This is a genomic window from Shewanella sp. JNE2 (assembly GCF_023159115.1).
Classification (GTDB): Bacteria; Pseudomonadota; Gammaproteobacteria; order Enterobacterales; family Shewanellaceae; genus Shewanella; species Shewanella putrefaciens.
This window is the reverse complement of the sequence record NZ_CP096169.1, coordinates 3184343-3201313: the sequence shown is the minus strand read 5'-3', so window position 1 is coordinate 3201313 and position 16971 is coordinate 3184343. Positions and strand designations below refer to the sequence as shown.

At 44.1% G+C, this 16971-nt stretch carries 14 protein-coding genes; 8 read left to right on the top strand and 6 right to left on the bottom strand.

The window, feature by feature from the left end:
• The first annotated feature begins 50 nt into the window (after positions 1-50).
• The 3 genes from thrC to MZ182_RS14330 all read left to right on the top strand — a co-directional run bounded on the left by thrC (position 51) and on the right by MZ182_RS14330 (position 5972).
• Entirely contained in the window at positions 51-1334 is a 1284-nt protein-coding gene (thrC, locus tag MZ182_RS14340; RefSeq protein ID WP_248065791.1) for a threonine synthase, read from the top strand.
• 223 nt (positions 1335-1557) lie between these two features.
• The gene (locus tag MZ182_RS14335) at positions 1558-2412 is read left to right on the top strand and encodes a substrate-binding periplasmic protein (RefSeq protein WP_014611046.1); all 855 of its coding nucleotides are present in this window, start codon (positions 1558-1560) and stop codon (positions 2410-2412) included.
• Positions 2413-2687: 275 nt separating this feature from the next.
• The gene (locus MZ182_RS14330) at positions 2688-5972 is read left to right on the top strand and encodes a S41 family peptidase (protein WP_248065792.1); all 3285 of its coding nucleotides are present in this window, start codon (positions 2688-2690) and stop codon (positions 5970-5972) included.
• Between the two features lie 122 nt (positions 5973-6094).
• Here MZ182_RS14330 and MZ182_RS14325 read toward each other — a convergent pair whose 3' ends face one another.
• From MZ182_RS14325 to MZ182_RS14310, 4 genes are all read right to left on the bottom strand, one after another.
• On the bottom strand, positions 6095-6532 hold the full coding sequence (locus MZ182_RS14325; protein WP_248065793.1) for an OsmC family protein: 438 nt from the start codon (positions 6530-6532) through the stop codon (positions 6095-6097).
• A 196-nt stretch (positions 6533-6728) separates the two neighbouring features.
• Entirely contained in the window at positions 6729-7085 is a 357-nt protein-coding gene (locus MZ182_RS14320) for a DUF3325 domain-containing protein (RefSeq protein WP_011788632.1), read from the bottom strand.
• The gene (locus tag MZ182_RS14315) at positions 7082-8746 is read right to left on the bottom strand and encodes a PepSY-associated TM helix domain-containing protein (protein ID WP_248065794.1); all 1665 of its coding nucleotides are present in this window, start codon (positions 8744-8746) and stop codon (positions 7082-7084) included. The genes MZ182_RS14320 and MZ182_RS14315 overlap by 4 nt, the downstream gene beginning before the upstream one ends.
• A gap of 4 nt (positions 8747-8750) precedes the next feature.
• Positions 8751-9119 (bottom strand): DUF3649 domain-containing protein, encoded by a 369-nt coding sequence (locus MZ182_RS14310; RefSeq protein WP_011788634.1) that lies wholly within the window; start codon positions 9117-9119, stop codon positions 8751-8753.
• A 470-nt stretch (positions 9120-9589) separates the two neighbouring features.
• Here MZ182_RS14310 and MZ182_RS14305 point away from each other — a divergent pair, with 470 nt between their 5' ends.
• Entirely contained in the window at positions 9590-11158 is a 1569-nt protein-coding gene (locus MZ182_RS14305; protein ID WP_025008729.1) for a methyl-accepting chemotaxis protein, read from the top strand.
• A 241-nt stretch (positions 11159-11399) separates the two neighbouring features.
• On the top strand, positions 11400-11756 hold the full coding sequence (gene hpf / locus MZ182_RS14300; RefSeq protein WP_248065795.1) for a ribosome hibernation-promoting factor, HPF/YfiA family: 357 nt from the start codon (positions 11400-11402) through the stop codon (positions 11754-11756).
• A 93-nt stretch (positions 11757-11849) separates the two neighbouring features.
• Here hpf and MZ182_RS14295 read toward each other — a convergent pair whose 3' ends face one another.
• Positions 11850-12572, bottom strand: a complete 723-nt coding sequence (locus MZ182_RS14295; protein ID WP_248065796.1) for a YebC/PmpR family DNA-binding transcriptional regulator — start codon at positions 12570-12572, stop codon at positions 11850-11852.
• 421 nt (positions 12573-12993) lie between these two features.
• Here MZ182_RS14295 and MZ182_RS14290 point away from each other — a divergent pair, with 421 nt between their 5' ends.
• Positions 12994-14562 (top strand): methyl-accepting chemotaxis protein, encoded by a 1569-nt coding sequence (locus MZ182_RS14290; RefSeq protein WP_248065797.1) that lies wholly within the window; start codon positions 12994-12996, stop codon positions 14560-14562.
• Between the two features lie 334 nt (positions 14563-14896).
• Positions 14897-15121: a TIGR02922 family protein gene (locus MZ182_RS14285; RefSeq protein WP_014611040.1), complete on the top strand. Its 225-nt coding sequence runs from the start codon at positions 14897-14899 to the stop codon at positions 15119-15121.
• 67 nt (positions 15122-15188) lie between these two features.
• Here MZ182_RS14285 and MZ182_RS14280 read toward each other — a convergent pair whose 3' ends face one another.
• Positions 15189-15770 (bottom strand): TetR/AcrR family transcriptional regulator, encoded by a 582-nt coding sequence (locus MZ182_RS14280; protein WP_011788640.1) that lies wholly within the window; start codon positions 15768-15770, stop codon positions 15189-15191.
• A gap of 133 nt (positions 15771-15903) precedes the next feature.
• On the opposite strand from MZ182_RS14280, the gene MZ182_RS14275 reads away from it, so the two are divergent.
• Positions 15904-16971: an alkene reductase gene (locus MZ182_RS14275; RefSeq protein WP_011919698.1), complete on the top strand. Its 1068-nt coding sequence runs from the start codon at positions 15904-15906 to the stop codon at positions 16969-16971.

The window sequence follows — 16971 nt, the reverse complement described above, 5'->3', positions numbered from 1 at the left end:
AGTACCCCAAATTAGCATTTAAGGTTTAGCATCAAAAGGTTGAGTTGAGCATGGAACTATATAATTTAAAACACCCTTCGCAGAAAGTGAGCTTTAAAGAAGCGGTACAACTGGGGTTAGGTAAAGACAGAGGTTTGTTCTTTCCTAGTCAAATACCCGTACTAGACGATATTGAAGGGCTACTGGCATTGCCATTCGTTGAGCGCAGTAAAAAAGTACTCGGCGCATGGCTTGCCTCTGAGTTAGGCCAAGATGCGGTTGATGAACTGGTTGAGCGTGCCTTTAACTTCGATTTACCTTTGGTTGCCGTCGATGAGCAGCGCGCTTGCCTCGAATTATTCCACGGTCCAACACTGGCGTTTAAAGATTTTGGGGCGCGTTTTATGGCGCAATGTGTCAATGCCTTTGTGGGTGACACGCGTTTAACTATTTTGACTGCGACCTCGGGCGACACTGGCGCAGCGGTTGCCGATGCCTTCTATGGGCTTGAGAAAGTCAATGTGGTGGTGCTCTATCCTAAGGGCAAGATCAGTGAACTACAGGAAAAGATGTTCACGACGTTGGGCAAGAATATCCATACAGTCGCTGTCTCGTCCGATTTCGATGCCTGCCAAGATCTCGTTAAGCGCGCCTTTGATGATCCCGAAGTCCGTGATGGTCTGAGCCTGAATTCGGCTAACTCTATCAATATCAGCCGCTTACTCGCGCAAATTTGTTATTACTTTGAAGCCGTTGCCCAGTCTAAACAACGCCATGAAGCCGATCCTGTGATTTCTGTGCCAAGTGGTAACTTTGGTAACTTGACCGCAGGTTTATTCGCTAAAGCCATGGGATTACCGGTTAAACGCTTTATTGCCGCGACCAATGCCAACGATACAGTGCCGCGTTATTTAGACAATGGCCAATGGCAGCCCAATCCGACTCAAGCGACTATGTCCAATGCCATGGATGTGAGTGAGCCAAGTAACTGGCCGCGAGTGGAAGCCATTTGTGAGAAATTAGGCTGGCCACTGAGTAATTTGGTTGGGATCCGTTTATCGGAGGAACAAACGTCACAGGCGCTGGTCGAGTTACACGCTCAAGGTTATGTGTCTGAGCCCCATGCGGCGATTGCGGCTAAGGCCTTATCTTTAACTTTAGTGCCCGATGAAGTGGGCATATTTTTGGGGACGGCGCATCCCGCTAAGTTTAAGGATGTTGTGGATAGGGAGTTAACGCTTAACTTACCCTTGCCGCCCGAGCTTGAAGCTGTTGCGAGTAAGCCTATCTTATCGGCGGAATTAGCACCTGATTTTATCAAATTAAAAGCACATCTATTTAAAGTATTGGTTTAATGTTTTATTGCTTTTAGTCAAGCGGTCATATTTTAAATTGTAAAAGGGAGCTGGGCTCCCTTTTTACATGTCTCGAATTTGAAGATGACGTAATGAATCTCATTGGGAACAATGGCGCCCATCTTAGGTGCCAACTATGCTTACTAAGCTATAAGCCAGTCTTTAAGTTGTCACGCTTCTTCCTTCACCCGTTGCCGCACATAACTTGAGAGGTCTTTAGCTTATGCTTTGGTTTAAAAGTGTCTCTTACTTGTTTATGTTTATCTTGCTAACCCATGGGGTATCGCAAGCCGAGAAACTTTTGCCTTGCACTAACACTATCCGAGTTGGTTACAACAACTGGCCTCCGTATGCCTGGCAAGATCCTAAGGGACAAGCCCATGGACTCGATGTTGATCTTATGCGGGCATTTGCACTTTACCTTGGGTGTGAAGTGAGTTTTATCAATGTGCCAGCCAAACGATCCCATCAGATGCTAAAAACTGGGGAGTTAGATGTGATGATGGGAGCAACGATGACAGATGCACGGCAAGCATATGCATTGTTCACTGTGGATTATCGAGATGAAGAAGTACGTTTTTTTGTACTTGATGAACAAAAAGATCTGATTAATGTTGAGAGTTGGGCGGATATTTTTACTCGAAAATTACGATTGCTTGTTCCTTCTAGTGGTTGGTATGGCGCTGATTACCATAGACTCCAATACCAACTAGAACGGGAGTATTTGCTCGTTTTAAGTCCTGATGCAAGTAAATCAGTACAAATGCTTACCTATGGTAGAGGCGATATAATTTTGGGCGATGCGATGGCGGTTCCCTACATTGCTAGCCAGTATCAGAATATTAAGTTAGTTCCATTAACATTAGTGTTAGACAAAAGTCATATCCATCTAATGCTAAGTAAAATGAGCATGACACCTTTACAGCTTGCTCAGTTCAATATTGCGATTAATGCGTTGAAGGACAACGGAGAAATTACCAAGGTTATTCATAAGTGGCAGTTACTCTCTATTGCGAAGCAATCAAACATGAGTCAGCAAAATTATCCTACCAACATTCTATATGTTTCTGATTTTTAATATTTTAAGTTTTTTTAATTATATGCCGTCATTTTCATCTAAGGCGGTTTAATTCAATGGCCTTTCATCAGTTTTAGTCGCTAGTTTCAATTGTATTCATTGGTCCTTTCGGTATTGCCTTGGCGACACATTTGCTAAAACTTCTCTCTATTGACGTTACTGAACTTCCTATCAAATTCTGCTAGTTTGTGGGAATCATTATCAGATTTAAAGTTTGCTTCAAGCGCATTATTAAAAGCCCATCGCTGAACATAATAATAGGATAGAGACAATACATGAAACTTCGCCATTCCGTTGCCTGCTGCATGCTTGCCCTAGGCACATTAACAGCGTTCCAAACCATCGCTGCCGATGCGGTGAGCAATCAAGGGTATTACCGCGCGCCAGCGTTGCAAGATCAAACCTTAGTCTTTACTGCAGAAGGGGATTTATGGACTCAGACCTTAGGTCAAAAAGCGGCTACTCGCTTAACGAGTTTACCCGCAGAAGAGCTAGGGGCGACTATTTCGGCCGATGGTAAGTGGGTTGCTTATGTTGCCAACTATGAAGGCGCGAGCGAAGTGTATGTGATCCCCATTACGGGCGGTGTGGCTAAACGGGTGAGTTTTGAGAATAGCCGTGTACGAGTTCAGGGCTGGACTGCCAAAGGTGAGATTTTATATTCCACCGACACGGGCTTTGGTCCTGCTAATAATTGGATGCTGCGCAGCGTCGATCCTCAAACCCTCACCACCACAGATTTACCCTTAGCCGATGCAGTTGAAGGTGTGATTGATGATCGCAACGAATACGTGTACTTCACCCGCTTTGGTCTGCAAGTGACTGGCGATAATGCCAAAGTTTACCGTGGCGGCGCAAAAGGTGAATTATGGCGCTTTAAACTCGGCAGCAAAACCGAAGCACAGTTGCTCAGCGGCCAACACGATGGCTCAGTGCGCCAACCTATGCTATGGCAGGACAGACTCTATTTTATTAGCGACAGCGATGGCAACGACAACCTCTGGTCGAGTGCGCTCGATGGTTCAGATGCAAAACAGTTAACTCAATTTAAAGATTGGCAGGTCCGCGGTGCGCGGATGGACCAAGGCAAAGTGGTATTCCAGTTAGGTGCGGATATCCATGTGTTTGATATTGCGGCCGCTAAAGACTCGTTACTCAATATTGAACTCACTTCCGATTTTGCCGAGCGCCGTGAGCATTGGGTAAAAGATCCTATGGATTACGCTTCTTCAACTAATTTGGCCCCCGCTGGCGATAAAGTGGTGATCACCGCCCGCAGCCACGTGGCGATCGCGGGTATTGATGGCTCGCGTTTAGTTCAAGTTGCACTGCCGGGGACTTATCGCGTTAGGGAAGCGGTGTTGAGCCAAGATGGCAAGTCGGTTTATGCGATTAGCGACATGACAGGTCAGCAGGAAATTTGGCAATTCCCTGCTGATGGCAGCAGTGGCGCTAAACAGTTAACCAAAGATGGCCATACTTTAAGAATGAGTCTTAATTTGTCCAGTGACGGTCGATTTATCGCCCATGACGATAACGATGGTAACGTGTGGCTGTTCGACTTAAAGAAAAATACCAATCAAAAAATCATCACTAACGGTGAGGGACTTGGGCCTTACGCCGATATCCGCTGGTCCAGTGACAGCCGTTTTATTGCATTAACTAAGTCGGAAATCGGTAAACAACGTCCGCAAATCGTTCTGTATTCTGTGGATGAAAATAAGGCCGAGACGCTCACCAGCGACAAATACGAGTCCTATTCGCCAACCTTTAGCAGTGACGGCCAGTGGCTATATTTCCTATCGAATCGCCAATTCAGCGCAACACCAAGTTCACCTTGGGGCGATAGAAATATGGGTCCTGTGTTTGATAAACGCAGCCAAATTTTTGCCATCGCACTGGTCAAAAATGCCAAATTCCCCTTTAGTAAACCCAATGAACTCGAATCGAATCAAGTTGAAAAAACCGATGCTAAGGATAAACCGAGTCCAGTGAAAATCGATTGGGCAGGGATCTCCCAGCGTTTATGGCAAGTGCCTGTCGATTCAGGCAATTACAGTAAGCTGCGCGTCGTCGATGACAGACTTTATCTGTTAGATCAAGCTATTGGTGACGATGTCGCACCTAATTTAATGACCATCAAATTTGACCGATTAAGCCCCAAAACCGAGGTTTTTGCCGAGGACATTGGCCAATATGAGGTTTCTGCCGATGGTAAAAAGTTGATGCTACGTAAGCACAGTAATGAGAAATCACTCCTGATCGTTGATGGCGGCGATAAATTAGGCGATACGGATAATGCCAAAGTGCAAACGGAACAATGGCAGTTAGCGATTTCTCCGCAGCTTGAATGGCAGCAAATGTTTGAAGATGCTTGGTTGATGCACCGAGAATCTTTCTTCGATAAGAAGATGCGCGGCCTCGATTGGCAAGCGACCAAAGCTAAGTATCAGCCTTTGCTCGATCGTCTGACTGATCGTAACGAACTGAACGACATCTTCATGCAAATGATGGGCGAGTTAGATTCTTTGCACTCACAGGTGCGCGGTGGTGACATACCTCAAGATCCCGATGCGGCTAAAGCGGCAAGTCTTGGTGCGCGCCTACAACAAACTGCGGATGGCGTTAAAATCGCGCACATTTACAGTAACGATCCTGAGTTACCGGCTAATGCTTCACCGTTAAATCGTATCGAAGTCGATGCTAAAGAAGGCGATATGCTGCAGGCGATTAATGGCACGCCAGTGGCGAATGTGGCTGACGTCACGCGTCTTTTACGCAATCAACAGGATAAGCAAGTATTACTACAGCTTAAGCGTGGTAGCCAAACCCATAAAACCATCGTCATGCCCGTTAGTGCTGTGGTGGACAGTCAATTACGTTACTTAGATTGGGTGAGCCATAACGCGGCTGTGGTTGAGGATGCGAGTCAGGGCAAGATGGGTTATTTGCATTTATATGCCATGGGCGGCGGGGATATTGAAAGTTTCGCCCGTGAGTTTTATACCAATTACGATAAAGAGGGTTTGATTATCGATGTTCGCCGTAACCGCGGTGGCAATATTGACAGTTGGATTATCGAGAAGTTACTGCGCCGCGCTTGGGCGTTTTGGCAACCGACCCACGGCACGCCAAACACCAATATGCAACAAACCTTCCGCGGTCATTTAGTCGTGTTAACCGATGAACTGACCTATTCCGACGGCGAAACCTTCTCCGCAGGGATTAAAGCACTCGGTATTGCGCCATTAATTGGTAAGCAAACGGCAGGGGCGGGTGTGTGGTTATCTGGGCGAAATGCGTTGACCGATAAAGGGATGGCGCGGGTGGCCGAGTATCCACAGTATGCAATGGATGGCCGCTGGGTGCTTGAAGGCCATGGCGTAACGCCGGATATTGAAGTCGATAACTTACCTTTCGCTACCTTTAATGGCAAAGATGCGCAGCTTGAGGCTGCAATAAGTTACCTAAAAGATGAGCTAGTGAAGCAACCTATTCCTGCCTTAAAGGCGCAACCTATGCCGTTAAAAGGAATGGCACAAGATATTAACGCTAATTAGTTAGAGATTAAGATGCGATATTTAACTGAAATTTAAGTTAATGTCGTTACTATAATGGTGTACAAATTTAGGGTGTTGTCTCATTGTTCCCGAGACAACACCCATTTTTATTCTCACCAGTATTAAAACTTGATGTGAATGTCCGTCGCTAACGAGTTGGCGATAAAGCAGTTTATATGTGCTTTTTCGTGCATTTTTTCAAGTGTTTCTTGGCTAACCTCAACGCCCTCGGCAAAAATTATCTTTGGATTGAGCACGATTCTTGTGATGGCGAGTTTACCTGCTTCATTTTTCCCTAGTTCGGCAGTGGCGGCATCGATATAAGATAAAACCGGTAAGCGTTTTAGGTGAGCAATGGCCAAAAACGTCAGCATATGGCATGACGAAAGCGAAGCTAGCAAGCTTTCCTCTGGGTTTACATAGTGTTCATTGCCTTTATAATCTGGCGCTGAAGAAGCCTGAATCGTTTGGCCGCTACCAAATGTAATACTGTGGTCTCGGCAAAACTCCCCTTCTTGTGCAGGCGAAGTTTGCCAGTTAACCGTTATGTTAAAGCCCATTATTTTCTCCTTAACTGAGATACTCATGGGCACTATAGCTTAGGCATCCACCTCAAACCACCTTAAGATTCCGATGTTTGCGTTTAAATCAATGTGAGAGCTAATAAATGGCTTATGGTATATCAATCTAAGCCCGCCTGCTCCACCTAATGACTCTGTCCAGTGGTGTTTTAATGACACTGGCTTATAGGCTAATCTATAAGGGGATACCAGCACTCAATATTAATCCTCCGGTTAACACACTTCCGGTAACAATACCTATCGGCAAATGACGTGGACTATAGCTTAACGTCAGAATCACCAACATCGCGGCGAGAGAAATTATTCCCATAAATAAAATACTCCCATAGGCCCAGCCTTGGTCGCTCGCACAGGCACTCAAACTAAACGCAAGTAATAACCAAGCAAATAAGGTTAATAAATGGCTTTGCCATTGTGCTGGTGGACGGTTAAATACATCCTTAAAATGCCCAAATTTTGCTAAGGCAAAAAGGGATAAGGAGAGGTAACTTAGACCTAAAATCCCTAGCACGGGAATCATTTTGGGCATCATGATTTGGCTTCCTCTAATGACGAACTCAGTTCGGTTGCTACGGATGATGTCTGCGCACTAGGGCGGTTTCGAGAGGACCTTTCTGGACGCTTAGCAGGTGTCGTCGCAATCAACGTCAGTTTTTGGCTAGCAAACAACATAAGGCCACCTAACAGCAATGTAAGTAGATCGAAACCAACGAGGGCCCATTGGTTTGATTGGATATTGTCGACGATATTATGGGGAGATGTGAGCGCATTGAGCACGGGGAGAGTACAGCATAATATGCCCGTCATCATTAACGCCATTCGCCAATGACGGCGTGAGCGGCCATAAATAGCCCAAATCCCCATCGTGGCCAAAGCGATAAAGAAGCTGTGAACTTCCCACTCCGCGCGGCCTATTAGCTGGGCGGGTAATAAACGGTTAGCGTAAAAGAATGCAACGGTTCCTAATGGTAGTCCGATAATAAACATAAAGTTTAATCCTTCTACCAAACGTAAGCCAAAGCTTGGTTTTTCACCTTTATCTATTTCTTTTTGTTGCTTTTGACGTATACGAATCGCCCACATGAGTGTGCCTGTTGCCACCATAGCGCAACCTAATAAACCACAGAAAAAGAATAAAATTCTGAGTAATGTCCCAGCAAATCGTGCTGTGTGAAGCGACATCATAGTATCGTAAGTTGTTAATGCTCCCGATGCATCGTGGGGGCTAGCATATTTAAGCTCACCCGTTACACCACTAAATATCAAAATATTTGCTTCGTCTGTGACATCCTTTCCTGTGTTTTGATAAAAGGTTACTTGGCTATTTTGATCGTTGGGATTTGACAGAATGACTTGTTTTATGGGGGCATCTCCCCAAGCAGCCTTTACCTGAGGCACTAATTGACTCAACTGTAGAGATGGTGCTGCAATTCCTGCTGGTTTCTCAGTTTGTCTTGCAGGATTTAGATCCTGTAAAAATGCTTGATTATCCCCAGAGTAGGCGGTAGTCACTGTCCAAGGGATATAAAGTAACATCAGGGTGATAAGTCCGGTGTAGGTGATCATGATGTGGTAGGGCAGCGCGATCACTGAACTCACATTATGGGCATCTAACCAAGAACGAGCACCTTTTCCACGTCTAAAACTGAATAGATCCTTGAAAATACGCTTATGTATCACTATGCCGCTAATTAGGGCGATTAGCATAAACATAGTACAAAAACCGACAATATAGCGGGCCGTAATGGCGGGCATATAATGCAAGTCAAAGTGCAGACGATAGAAAAAATTGCCTCCGCGACTCTCTCTGATGTCGGAGAGAGTCGCGCTACCATCAGCCAAGGCAACATGTTCCTCTATCTTGCCACGACGCTGGCCTTTTTCTGGCGGTAATTGCCAACTATAACTCAACAATGGTTGACGCTCAGTTGGAAAACTTATCATCCAACGCTGTGCCAATTGAGGGGAATGTTCTTCTATATAACTTTGGCCCTTATCTAGCTGTTTTTCGATTGAGGAGGATTGATATTCTTGATAAACACCACTGTGTAATTCGGGTTTAGTCCACTGTGTAATTTCGTGGCGAAAATAGCTCAAGCTACCAGCGAAAAAGATCAACAATAATACCCAACACACCAGTAAACCTGCCCAAGTGTGAAGCCAAGATAAGGTTCTAAAAAATGTTTCTTTCATCTTACTATCCACACACCTTAATCAATCCAAAACACAATAAACTCACTAGGCCTAGATCTCGCCATGCATGCCAAGTTTTACGTACACAGAAGGCGTAAATAATTGCGATGGCATAAAATAAAAAAGACAACATATTTGCTGTTAATGTGCTTTCAAACTTTGGCATTGGCAGTAGGAGTGTCAGCAAACAAGCTAAGGTTGCTGCGGCGAGATACCCCGCTAACATCGCAGCGCTGGCGCGGGCGAACACTTTAAGGGCATATAGGGATTGCTCTTGCTTAAACCATTGCAGTATTCCCGATAAAAATATGGGGAAACGCAATGGCGTGCTTGAAGAATGTGTTGATGTGTCGGACGCTGGCATATTAGGCATACGTGTTAATTCTCATTTTTAGCCCATTTGGGTCAGATATGACTTCCCATCACAATCCAAACCACTTTTTAGATTTCATGCCACCCACAAAAAATAGTGTGTCTACTTACGAATGTGTTGGTGACAATGGGAATGATATAAATTTCAATGTCGCGCAGTATAACTTAGTTGGTGCAAATGATAAACGATATCATTTAGATTGAAGTGTAAAGTTGTGATATATCGCCGAGTCTATTTTGGGTTTGTCTTACCTAAAGTGGAGAGTGTGATATTGATTAAGCCTAGTGAGATGATAATGAGGGGTAAGTCACAATTGTTTGTTTTTATAGGTGCTTGTTGGTTTTTATGCTAATGCTTGTTTAGCATTTGGTTAACTTTTCTACTGTCATTGTGAGCTTAATCAACGTAGGTTGACTTTCCTTTTGGCAAAATGCCATTCACATTTTTACCGAGAGCCAACCCTTAACCCTATGCAAACACATCCTACAAAAGGTGAGAAACACCTGTCTGATAATGCGATTTTACTCTCTACCACGGATTTGAAGGGAAACATTAAGTATGTTAACCAGACATTTTCAAATATCAGTGAGTTTAACGTCGATGAGTTGCAGGGGAGTCCCCATAATATCGTGCGTCATCCCGATATGCCTGCTGCGGCATTTAAGATGCTCTGGGAGCGGATAAAGAGTGGCAAGCCCTGGATGGGGATAGTTAAAAATCGTACTAAGAGTGGCGATTACTATTGGGTTAATGCCTACGTTGCTCCTGTATATGAGAATGGTGAAATTCATGAATATCAATCTGTTCGCCGCCAAGCGACGCCTGAGCAGATTAAAGCTGCCGAGAGTATTTATCAGGATATTAATCAAGGTAAAAAACCTAAAGCTTTGAAAAAAGACAAGTTAGGATTTAGTGGGAAAATACTGGCTGCGATGCTTTTCTCCATTATGATCACCGCTTATGTTGCCAGTTATTCTCCATTACTTGCGGCTTTTAGTGGCGGGATACTTGCGGTTATTGCTTGGTTTGTTTTGATGAAGCCACTACATAATCTTGTCTCTATTGCGACAAATATTATTGATGATCCTGTTGCTATGGGGGTGTATACGGGGCGTCAAGATGAAATCGGTAAGCTGGATCTGGCTTTACGCTTCTTAATCACAGAAATTGGTGGTGTGGTCGGGCGAATGGCTGATTCAGCGAGTGAAATTCAGCAGCAGAGTGTCAGTTTAAAGCAAACCATTACTAATACATGGGAACATGCTGATAGTCAGAGCGAACAAACGACCCAAGCCGCCACGGCAATGGAGCAAATGAGTGCGAGTTTTGCTGAAGTGACGGGCAATATTCATCGTACCGCTTCGGAAATGGTATCTAGCCATCAGGCGGCTCAGCGTGGACATTCACGTCTTGAAACGGTAATCGATGCGATACATCAATTGAGTGTACAGGTAAGCCACTTTTCAGATGTGGTTGCAACGATTGAAGAAGATAGTCGTGCCATTCATCAGGTATTAGAAGTGATCCGCGCTATTGCCGATCAAACCAATCTATTAGCCCTTAATGCTGCGATTGAGGCGGCTCGTGCTGGGGAGAGTGGTCGTGGTTTTGCTGTTGTTGCTGATGAAGTACGACAACTATCAAGCCGTACGAGTCAGTCAACCTCACAAATAGAAATGATTGTAGGCCGATTTAGGGACAGCACCCAAAAAGCAACGTCCACCATGATGGCAGGACAAGAGCAGGTCAAACGGTCCGTTGCGCTTGCAGAGGATGCCAGTGTGGCTTTTGGTGAGTTATTGTCATCGATTACGCGGATCAACTCTTTGAGCGATGATAATGCCGCAGCAATGACCCAACAGGCGTCGGTTGCTGCCGAGATCAGTCGCGCAATTCATGTCATCAGTGACTTAGCTCATCAGAGTCTACAACAAACCCAAGATGCAGCGGCGAGGGGCGACCAAGTCTCGCGTTTATCCACTAAAACCCATCATTTATCCCAGCAGTTTTGGCAACAGAGTGTACAACGTAAATATTGAGGCTGATTTGGTATTAGCTTAGCGGTTGATTTATAAATTGTTAGTTGTATGTAAATCAACCGCTTGATTTTATTTTCTGCACTTATCCCATGATGTTTCTTTGATGTAACTCACATTTAGAAGACGCTAATATCTGCATTAGTCTAAATATTTGTCGATAGGGCTTGTGTTTTATCCTGCATGCCCCAAGCTCTAATAGTGAAGCGAAAATAAAAGTAATGACAATATAAAGGGACAACCTATGAAAATAAATCTTTCTGGTCACCATGTCGATGTTACTGATTCTGTTAAAGAACATGTCAACGAAAAGTTTTCAAAAATCGCCACTCATTTCCCTAGTTTGATCGCGCTCGATATCATTATTGCGAAAGAACATGGCGAGTTTCAGGTTGAAATTCGGACAAATTATGAAGGTAGTCGCATTTCTGCTTCGGGTGCCGATGAGGTGATGTATCCCGCAATTAAAGCGGCTGCCAAGAAGTTAGATGCAGCACTTAAACACCGTAAAGGTCAGCTTAAAGCCGATTTACATGAAACGCCTAGCTGCACAACGCCTGCGATAGCCCATGAAATTATCCAAGAGATGGACTTACGTTAGGCACTCACCTGCGATAATTTCTCTTGAATTAAAAGAGCTTGATGATAAAAAACGCAGCCAAAGGGCTGCGTTTTGTTTTCAGGCGAGAGACGGTTACTCTTCAATTTCTGCATTGTGATAGACGTTTTGCACATCGTCACAATCTTCTAATGCAGCGATAAACTTATCGAATACTGCAACATCTTCCCCTGTCACTTTTGTCATGGTTTGTGGGACGAAGGTGATATTTTCGATTTCAAAGTTAATGTCTGGCATGGCATCGGTCAGTGCCGTTTTCACTTTGAAGAACTCTGTATGTGGCGCAAATACGCTGATTATGCCATCTTCGACTTCAACGTCACTAACATCCACATCGGCCATCATTAGGATTTCTAAAATGGCATCTTCATCATCGCCAGGGAAAACAAATACGGCAGAATGATCAAACATATGGCCAACAGTACCAGGGCCACCGAGCTTAGCATCGTTTTTGACGAAAGCTTGACGAACTTCAGTAAAGGTTCGTTTTACGTTATCGGTTAGGCAGTCCACAATCACCATACAGTTACCAGGGCCAAAACCTTCATAACGGGCGGTATCGTAATCTTCACCGCCACCACCTTTGGCTTTTTCGATAGCACGTTCGATAACGTGCGCCGGAACTTGATCTTTCTTCGCACGCTCAATTAAACGGCGTAGTGATAAGTTACCATCAGGCTCTACACCACCTTGTTTAGCGACAACGTAAATTTCTTTCCCGTAGCGTGAGTAAAGGCGGGTTTTCTGACCTGCAGTTTTCGCCATGGATTCTTTACGATTTTGATATGCTCTGCCCATCTTGATCTCGTTAGCTCAAAAAATTGCGCCGATATTAGCAGTTTTCTTGATGGATGTGCAGCCGTCTATGTGGGATTTATTGTACAGAAGACGATGGAGTACGCATTTCTGAACAGCTAGGGTGACAGCCTTTCTAAAGGCGTGAGTGCAAGATGGGCTTTTTCATACTAATGTCTAATGCCATAAGGTCGATAGACTGTTGATGATAACCCTTAGTCAGATTGGATTTTACTTAAGAGTGAATATCTTAAATTGATCATAGGGATAAACTAACCGTTATTGTCTCGAACCTAAAATGCGGTCTATTTCCAGTTTAGCCATTAAACTTTCTAAAATGAAAATACAGTATGGCTTGACCCTTGGATAAGTCTCTTCGTTGGCCGTTTCATTTTTCACCTTGTGTCCTTGCGAGATTATATATATGGAAATACAGCATAAAATTATGGTTGCGCTCAGTTTTATTCTGGTCATGCTGTGCAGCTTATTGCTTGCAGGACTCGGTATACCTAATGTTGTGCAAGCTATTATTTTAGGTTTCTTAGCTTGCGGCCTCGTCTTGTGGGTTGTGTTACGTTCATCTGCTACGCAAGCACAGCTAGATGAACTTATTGCTCAAAAGCTGAAATTGCAAAATACACCTGCGCACGATATCAGTGTGCAAACGAGTAAAATAGCCATTGGTTCGGCAGAGGTTTCACATTTTATTGATTTACTAAATAAATCGATAGAATCAAATGGTGAGCATGCCAGTGCTATTGCGGTAGCCGCAGAACAATTAAGCCATACCACTGCTCAATTAGGGGATAATGCGGCTGATATTTTAGTTCAGGCTCAGGAAGCTGAACGATTTAGTGTGCAAGGCCGAACCCAAGCGCAAAAAGGGGTAGAGTCTATTCATTCACTTAGTGCGGACATTGATACTGCTGCCGAACAAGTTCAGGCTTTGAAGTCTAAAGCAGAACAAATCCAAAAAATCACTGAAGTTATCAATTCCGTAGCAGAGCAAACCAATTTGCTTGCACTAAATGCAGCCATTGAAGCAGCAAGAGCAGGAGAGCAGGGGCGAGGTTTTGCAGTGGTAGCAGATGAAGTCCGAAGCCTTGCGGGCAAAACTGCAGTTGCAACCCAAGATATTGGTAAGATGTTATTAGAAATTCGCAGCGAGACCGATAAAACCTCTGGTTTAATGGAGCGAGTCGTTTCTCAAACCGCTGACGTGGTGGTTGCTATGGGGGAATTAGACGAACACTTTACCGAAATATCAACATCTGTGACACGTTCAGCGCATGCTTTAGGTGAGATGGAAGACTCGCTAAAGCAATACAATCATACGACAAACGAGATTAGTCGCTCCGTCTCACAGATCCGCGACTCATTGAATTCCACGGGTAAGCAGAGCCACAAAGTGTCAGAGCAGGCGTTTACCTTGTCATTAACAACCGAGGGCATTTTTAAGGCATTGTCTCATTGGGATACACAAACCTTTGATCAGCAAGTTTTATTATTGGCAAATGATGCTGCTAAAGCCTGTGGAGAGAAATTTGCTCAAGGTATCGAAAATGGCAGTTTTAGCGAGGCTGATTTATTCAATCCCCAATATCAACCGATAGCAAATACCAAACCCCAGAAATATAGCACGGCTTTTGACCGTTATACCGATCAGCATTTCCCTGGGATTCAAGAACCTATTTTAGAGAAGCACAGTGAAATTATTTATGCTGGGGCTGTAGATAAAAAAGGCTATTTTCCGACACACAATAAACGCTTTAGCCAAGCGCTTACGGGCCGGGCAGAGATGGATATAGTACATAATCGAACCAAACGGTTGTTTAACGATCCAACGGGGATCCGCTGTGGTACACATACTGAGCCTGTGTTATTACAAACCTATAAACGGGATACAGGGGAGGTAATGCACGACTTGTCTGTGCCAATTTATGTGAATGGGAAACACTGGGGCGGATTTAGGGTAGGGTTTAAAGCTAAATAAAGGTATCTCGTCAGGTATCCGTTTATTTATGTTAAACGGGAATGGGATCGGATATTTTATAAACGTGATCAGTTACCCGTAATGACTTTATGGTATGTAAATATGTTGGTGTTTTGTTGTTGCGATGTTTAAAATGCGCAATATTAATGACGCTAAGATGGTCTAACACAAACAACTCACAGTGGCATAGGGTTAGGTACTGACTGTTAGGTCTTAGTAAATTGATTTTAAATGGTAAAACGTATTTTTAGATGTTTTACAACTCTAAGAGTTGAAGGATGCTCTTATCACGTTAGTCAATAGCAGTAGATGCTGCTTAATGCGAGTAAAAGTGATGCAAGCAACACAAGCGACTGTAACCGTTTTGTATTATGACGCACCAGTAGGGTTGATTATGCACAATGCGGTACTTAATGGTTTATCTTTGAGTGAGTCTGGTCGTGTGATGATCCCTGCCAGTTTCCGCAACGGAAAGTCAATTATTGCCGTACTCGAAGGAGAGTGTAAGATTTTGAACTCCTTGGGGGAACGTGTTTTTGCACAGGCGAATATTGGCTGATAACCTGAGTTCTTCAGGCTAATGTCATTTCAACATTAACTGGATGAATATGACCTTAATCAATGGATTATTGACACACTTCAATAAAGAGTTGATTGGCGAGCTGTTGTAAGGTTTTGGCTTCTGGATGTGTATGGGCAAACGTTCTAAGACCATATATCCCCATCATCAGGTATTGAGCTCTTTGCTCGCTATTACGTTCACCTTTAAGTTTTTTTTGTTCTTGAGCAGTCTCAAATTGCTCTGAGAGCGCCCGTTGCCAAGATTGTAAATATTGGTTAATGATCCCTTGGATCTCATGATCTTGCTCCGCTATTTCATTCAATGCTTTGGTAAGCAAGCACGCTTGACCACTGTCACAGCTTAAACATTCAACAACAATTTCATCTAAGTAATGTTTAAGATTAGCGAGTACATCCTGACCGCTTGCAAAGAAATGATTAAATTGTAAGTTTCTATCCTGCTGATACTGCTCGATGGCAGCAATAAGTAATCCACGTTTGTTGGTGAAAGCACAGTAAATAGAGCCCGGATGTAAGCCCGTCGCTTGGGTAAGATCCTGCATGCTTGTTTTGGTGTAACCTTTATGCATAAAGGCTGTCATCGCACCGCGAAGAACTTGTTCTCTGTCGAACTCGGCATTACGCATCGAATTTATTTCACTACTCTAGAAACACTTAGGACGGATTCTACCTAGTTTTGAACAAACATTCAAAAATGAACTTGAATGTTCATTCAAATAATAATATCTTGAATGCACATTCAAGAATAAGGCCGAAATAATGAGCATACAATCTTCACCCAATCGATTGGAAAACCTGTTTGAAACCTACCAGCTTAATGAAACCATTACTTTAAATAACCGCATCTTAATGGCGCCGTTAACCCGTTGTATGGCAGATGCTGAACTTGTGCCTACCGCCGAAATGGTTGCTTACTATGCTCGCCGGGCTGATGCAGGATTGATCATCACCGAAGCCACTATTATCCGCCCAGATGGTCAAGGCTATCCCAATACTCCAGGTATTTTTACCCAGTCGCAAATTGCCGGTTGGCGCAAAGTGACCGATGCGGTACATGCCAAGGGCGGTAAAATTTTTGTGCAGCTATGGCACACGGGTCGAGTAGCGCATCCGCACTTTTTTGGTGGCGGAGATGTACTTGCCCCTTCTGCACAGAAGATTGAAGGCTCTGTGCCAAGAATGCGTGAGCTAACCTATGTCACACCAAAACCAGCGACACTTGAAGATATTCAAGGATTAGTACGCGATTACGCAAAAGCCGCTGAAAATGCTATCGAAGCAGGATTTGATGGTGTGGAAATTCATGGTGCCAATGGCTACTTGATTGATGCTTTCTTACACCATGACAGCAACCGTCGCACGGATGAATATGGTGGTACACCTGAAAAAATGTCGCGTTTTGCGCTTGAAGTCGTAGACGCGATCATTGCACGCATTGGTAAGGACAGAACGGGGTTACGCCTTTCTCCTGGAGCCTATTTCAATATGGCGACCGATAGCCGCGATCGCGCCGTCTTCGACTACTTACTGCCAGAATTAGAAACGCGTGATATCGCTTTTGTACATATTGGGATCTTTGATGACAGTATGGAATTTGACTATTTAGGTGGCCGAGCTTCTAGTTATGTGCGAGCACATTATGGCAAAACTTTAGTAGGAGTAGGGAGTTATAGTGCTGAAACAGCAAGTGAGGCTATTGCGGCAGACAAGTTTGATTTGATTGCTATTGGTCGCCCCTTTATTGCAAACCCTGACTATATCGCTCGTGTTCGTGATGGGCTTGAACTTGTCCCTTACAGCGATGAAATGCTGGCAACATTAGTATAA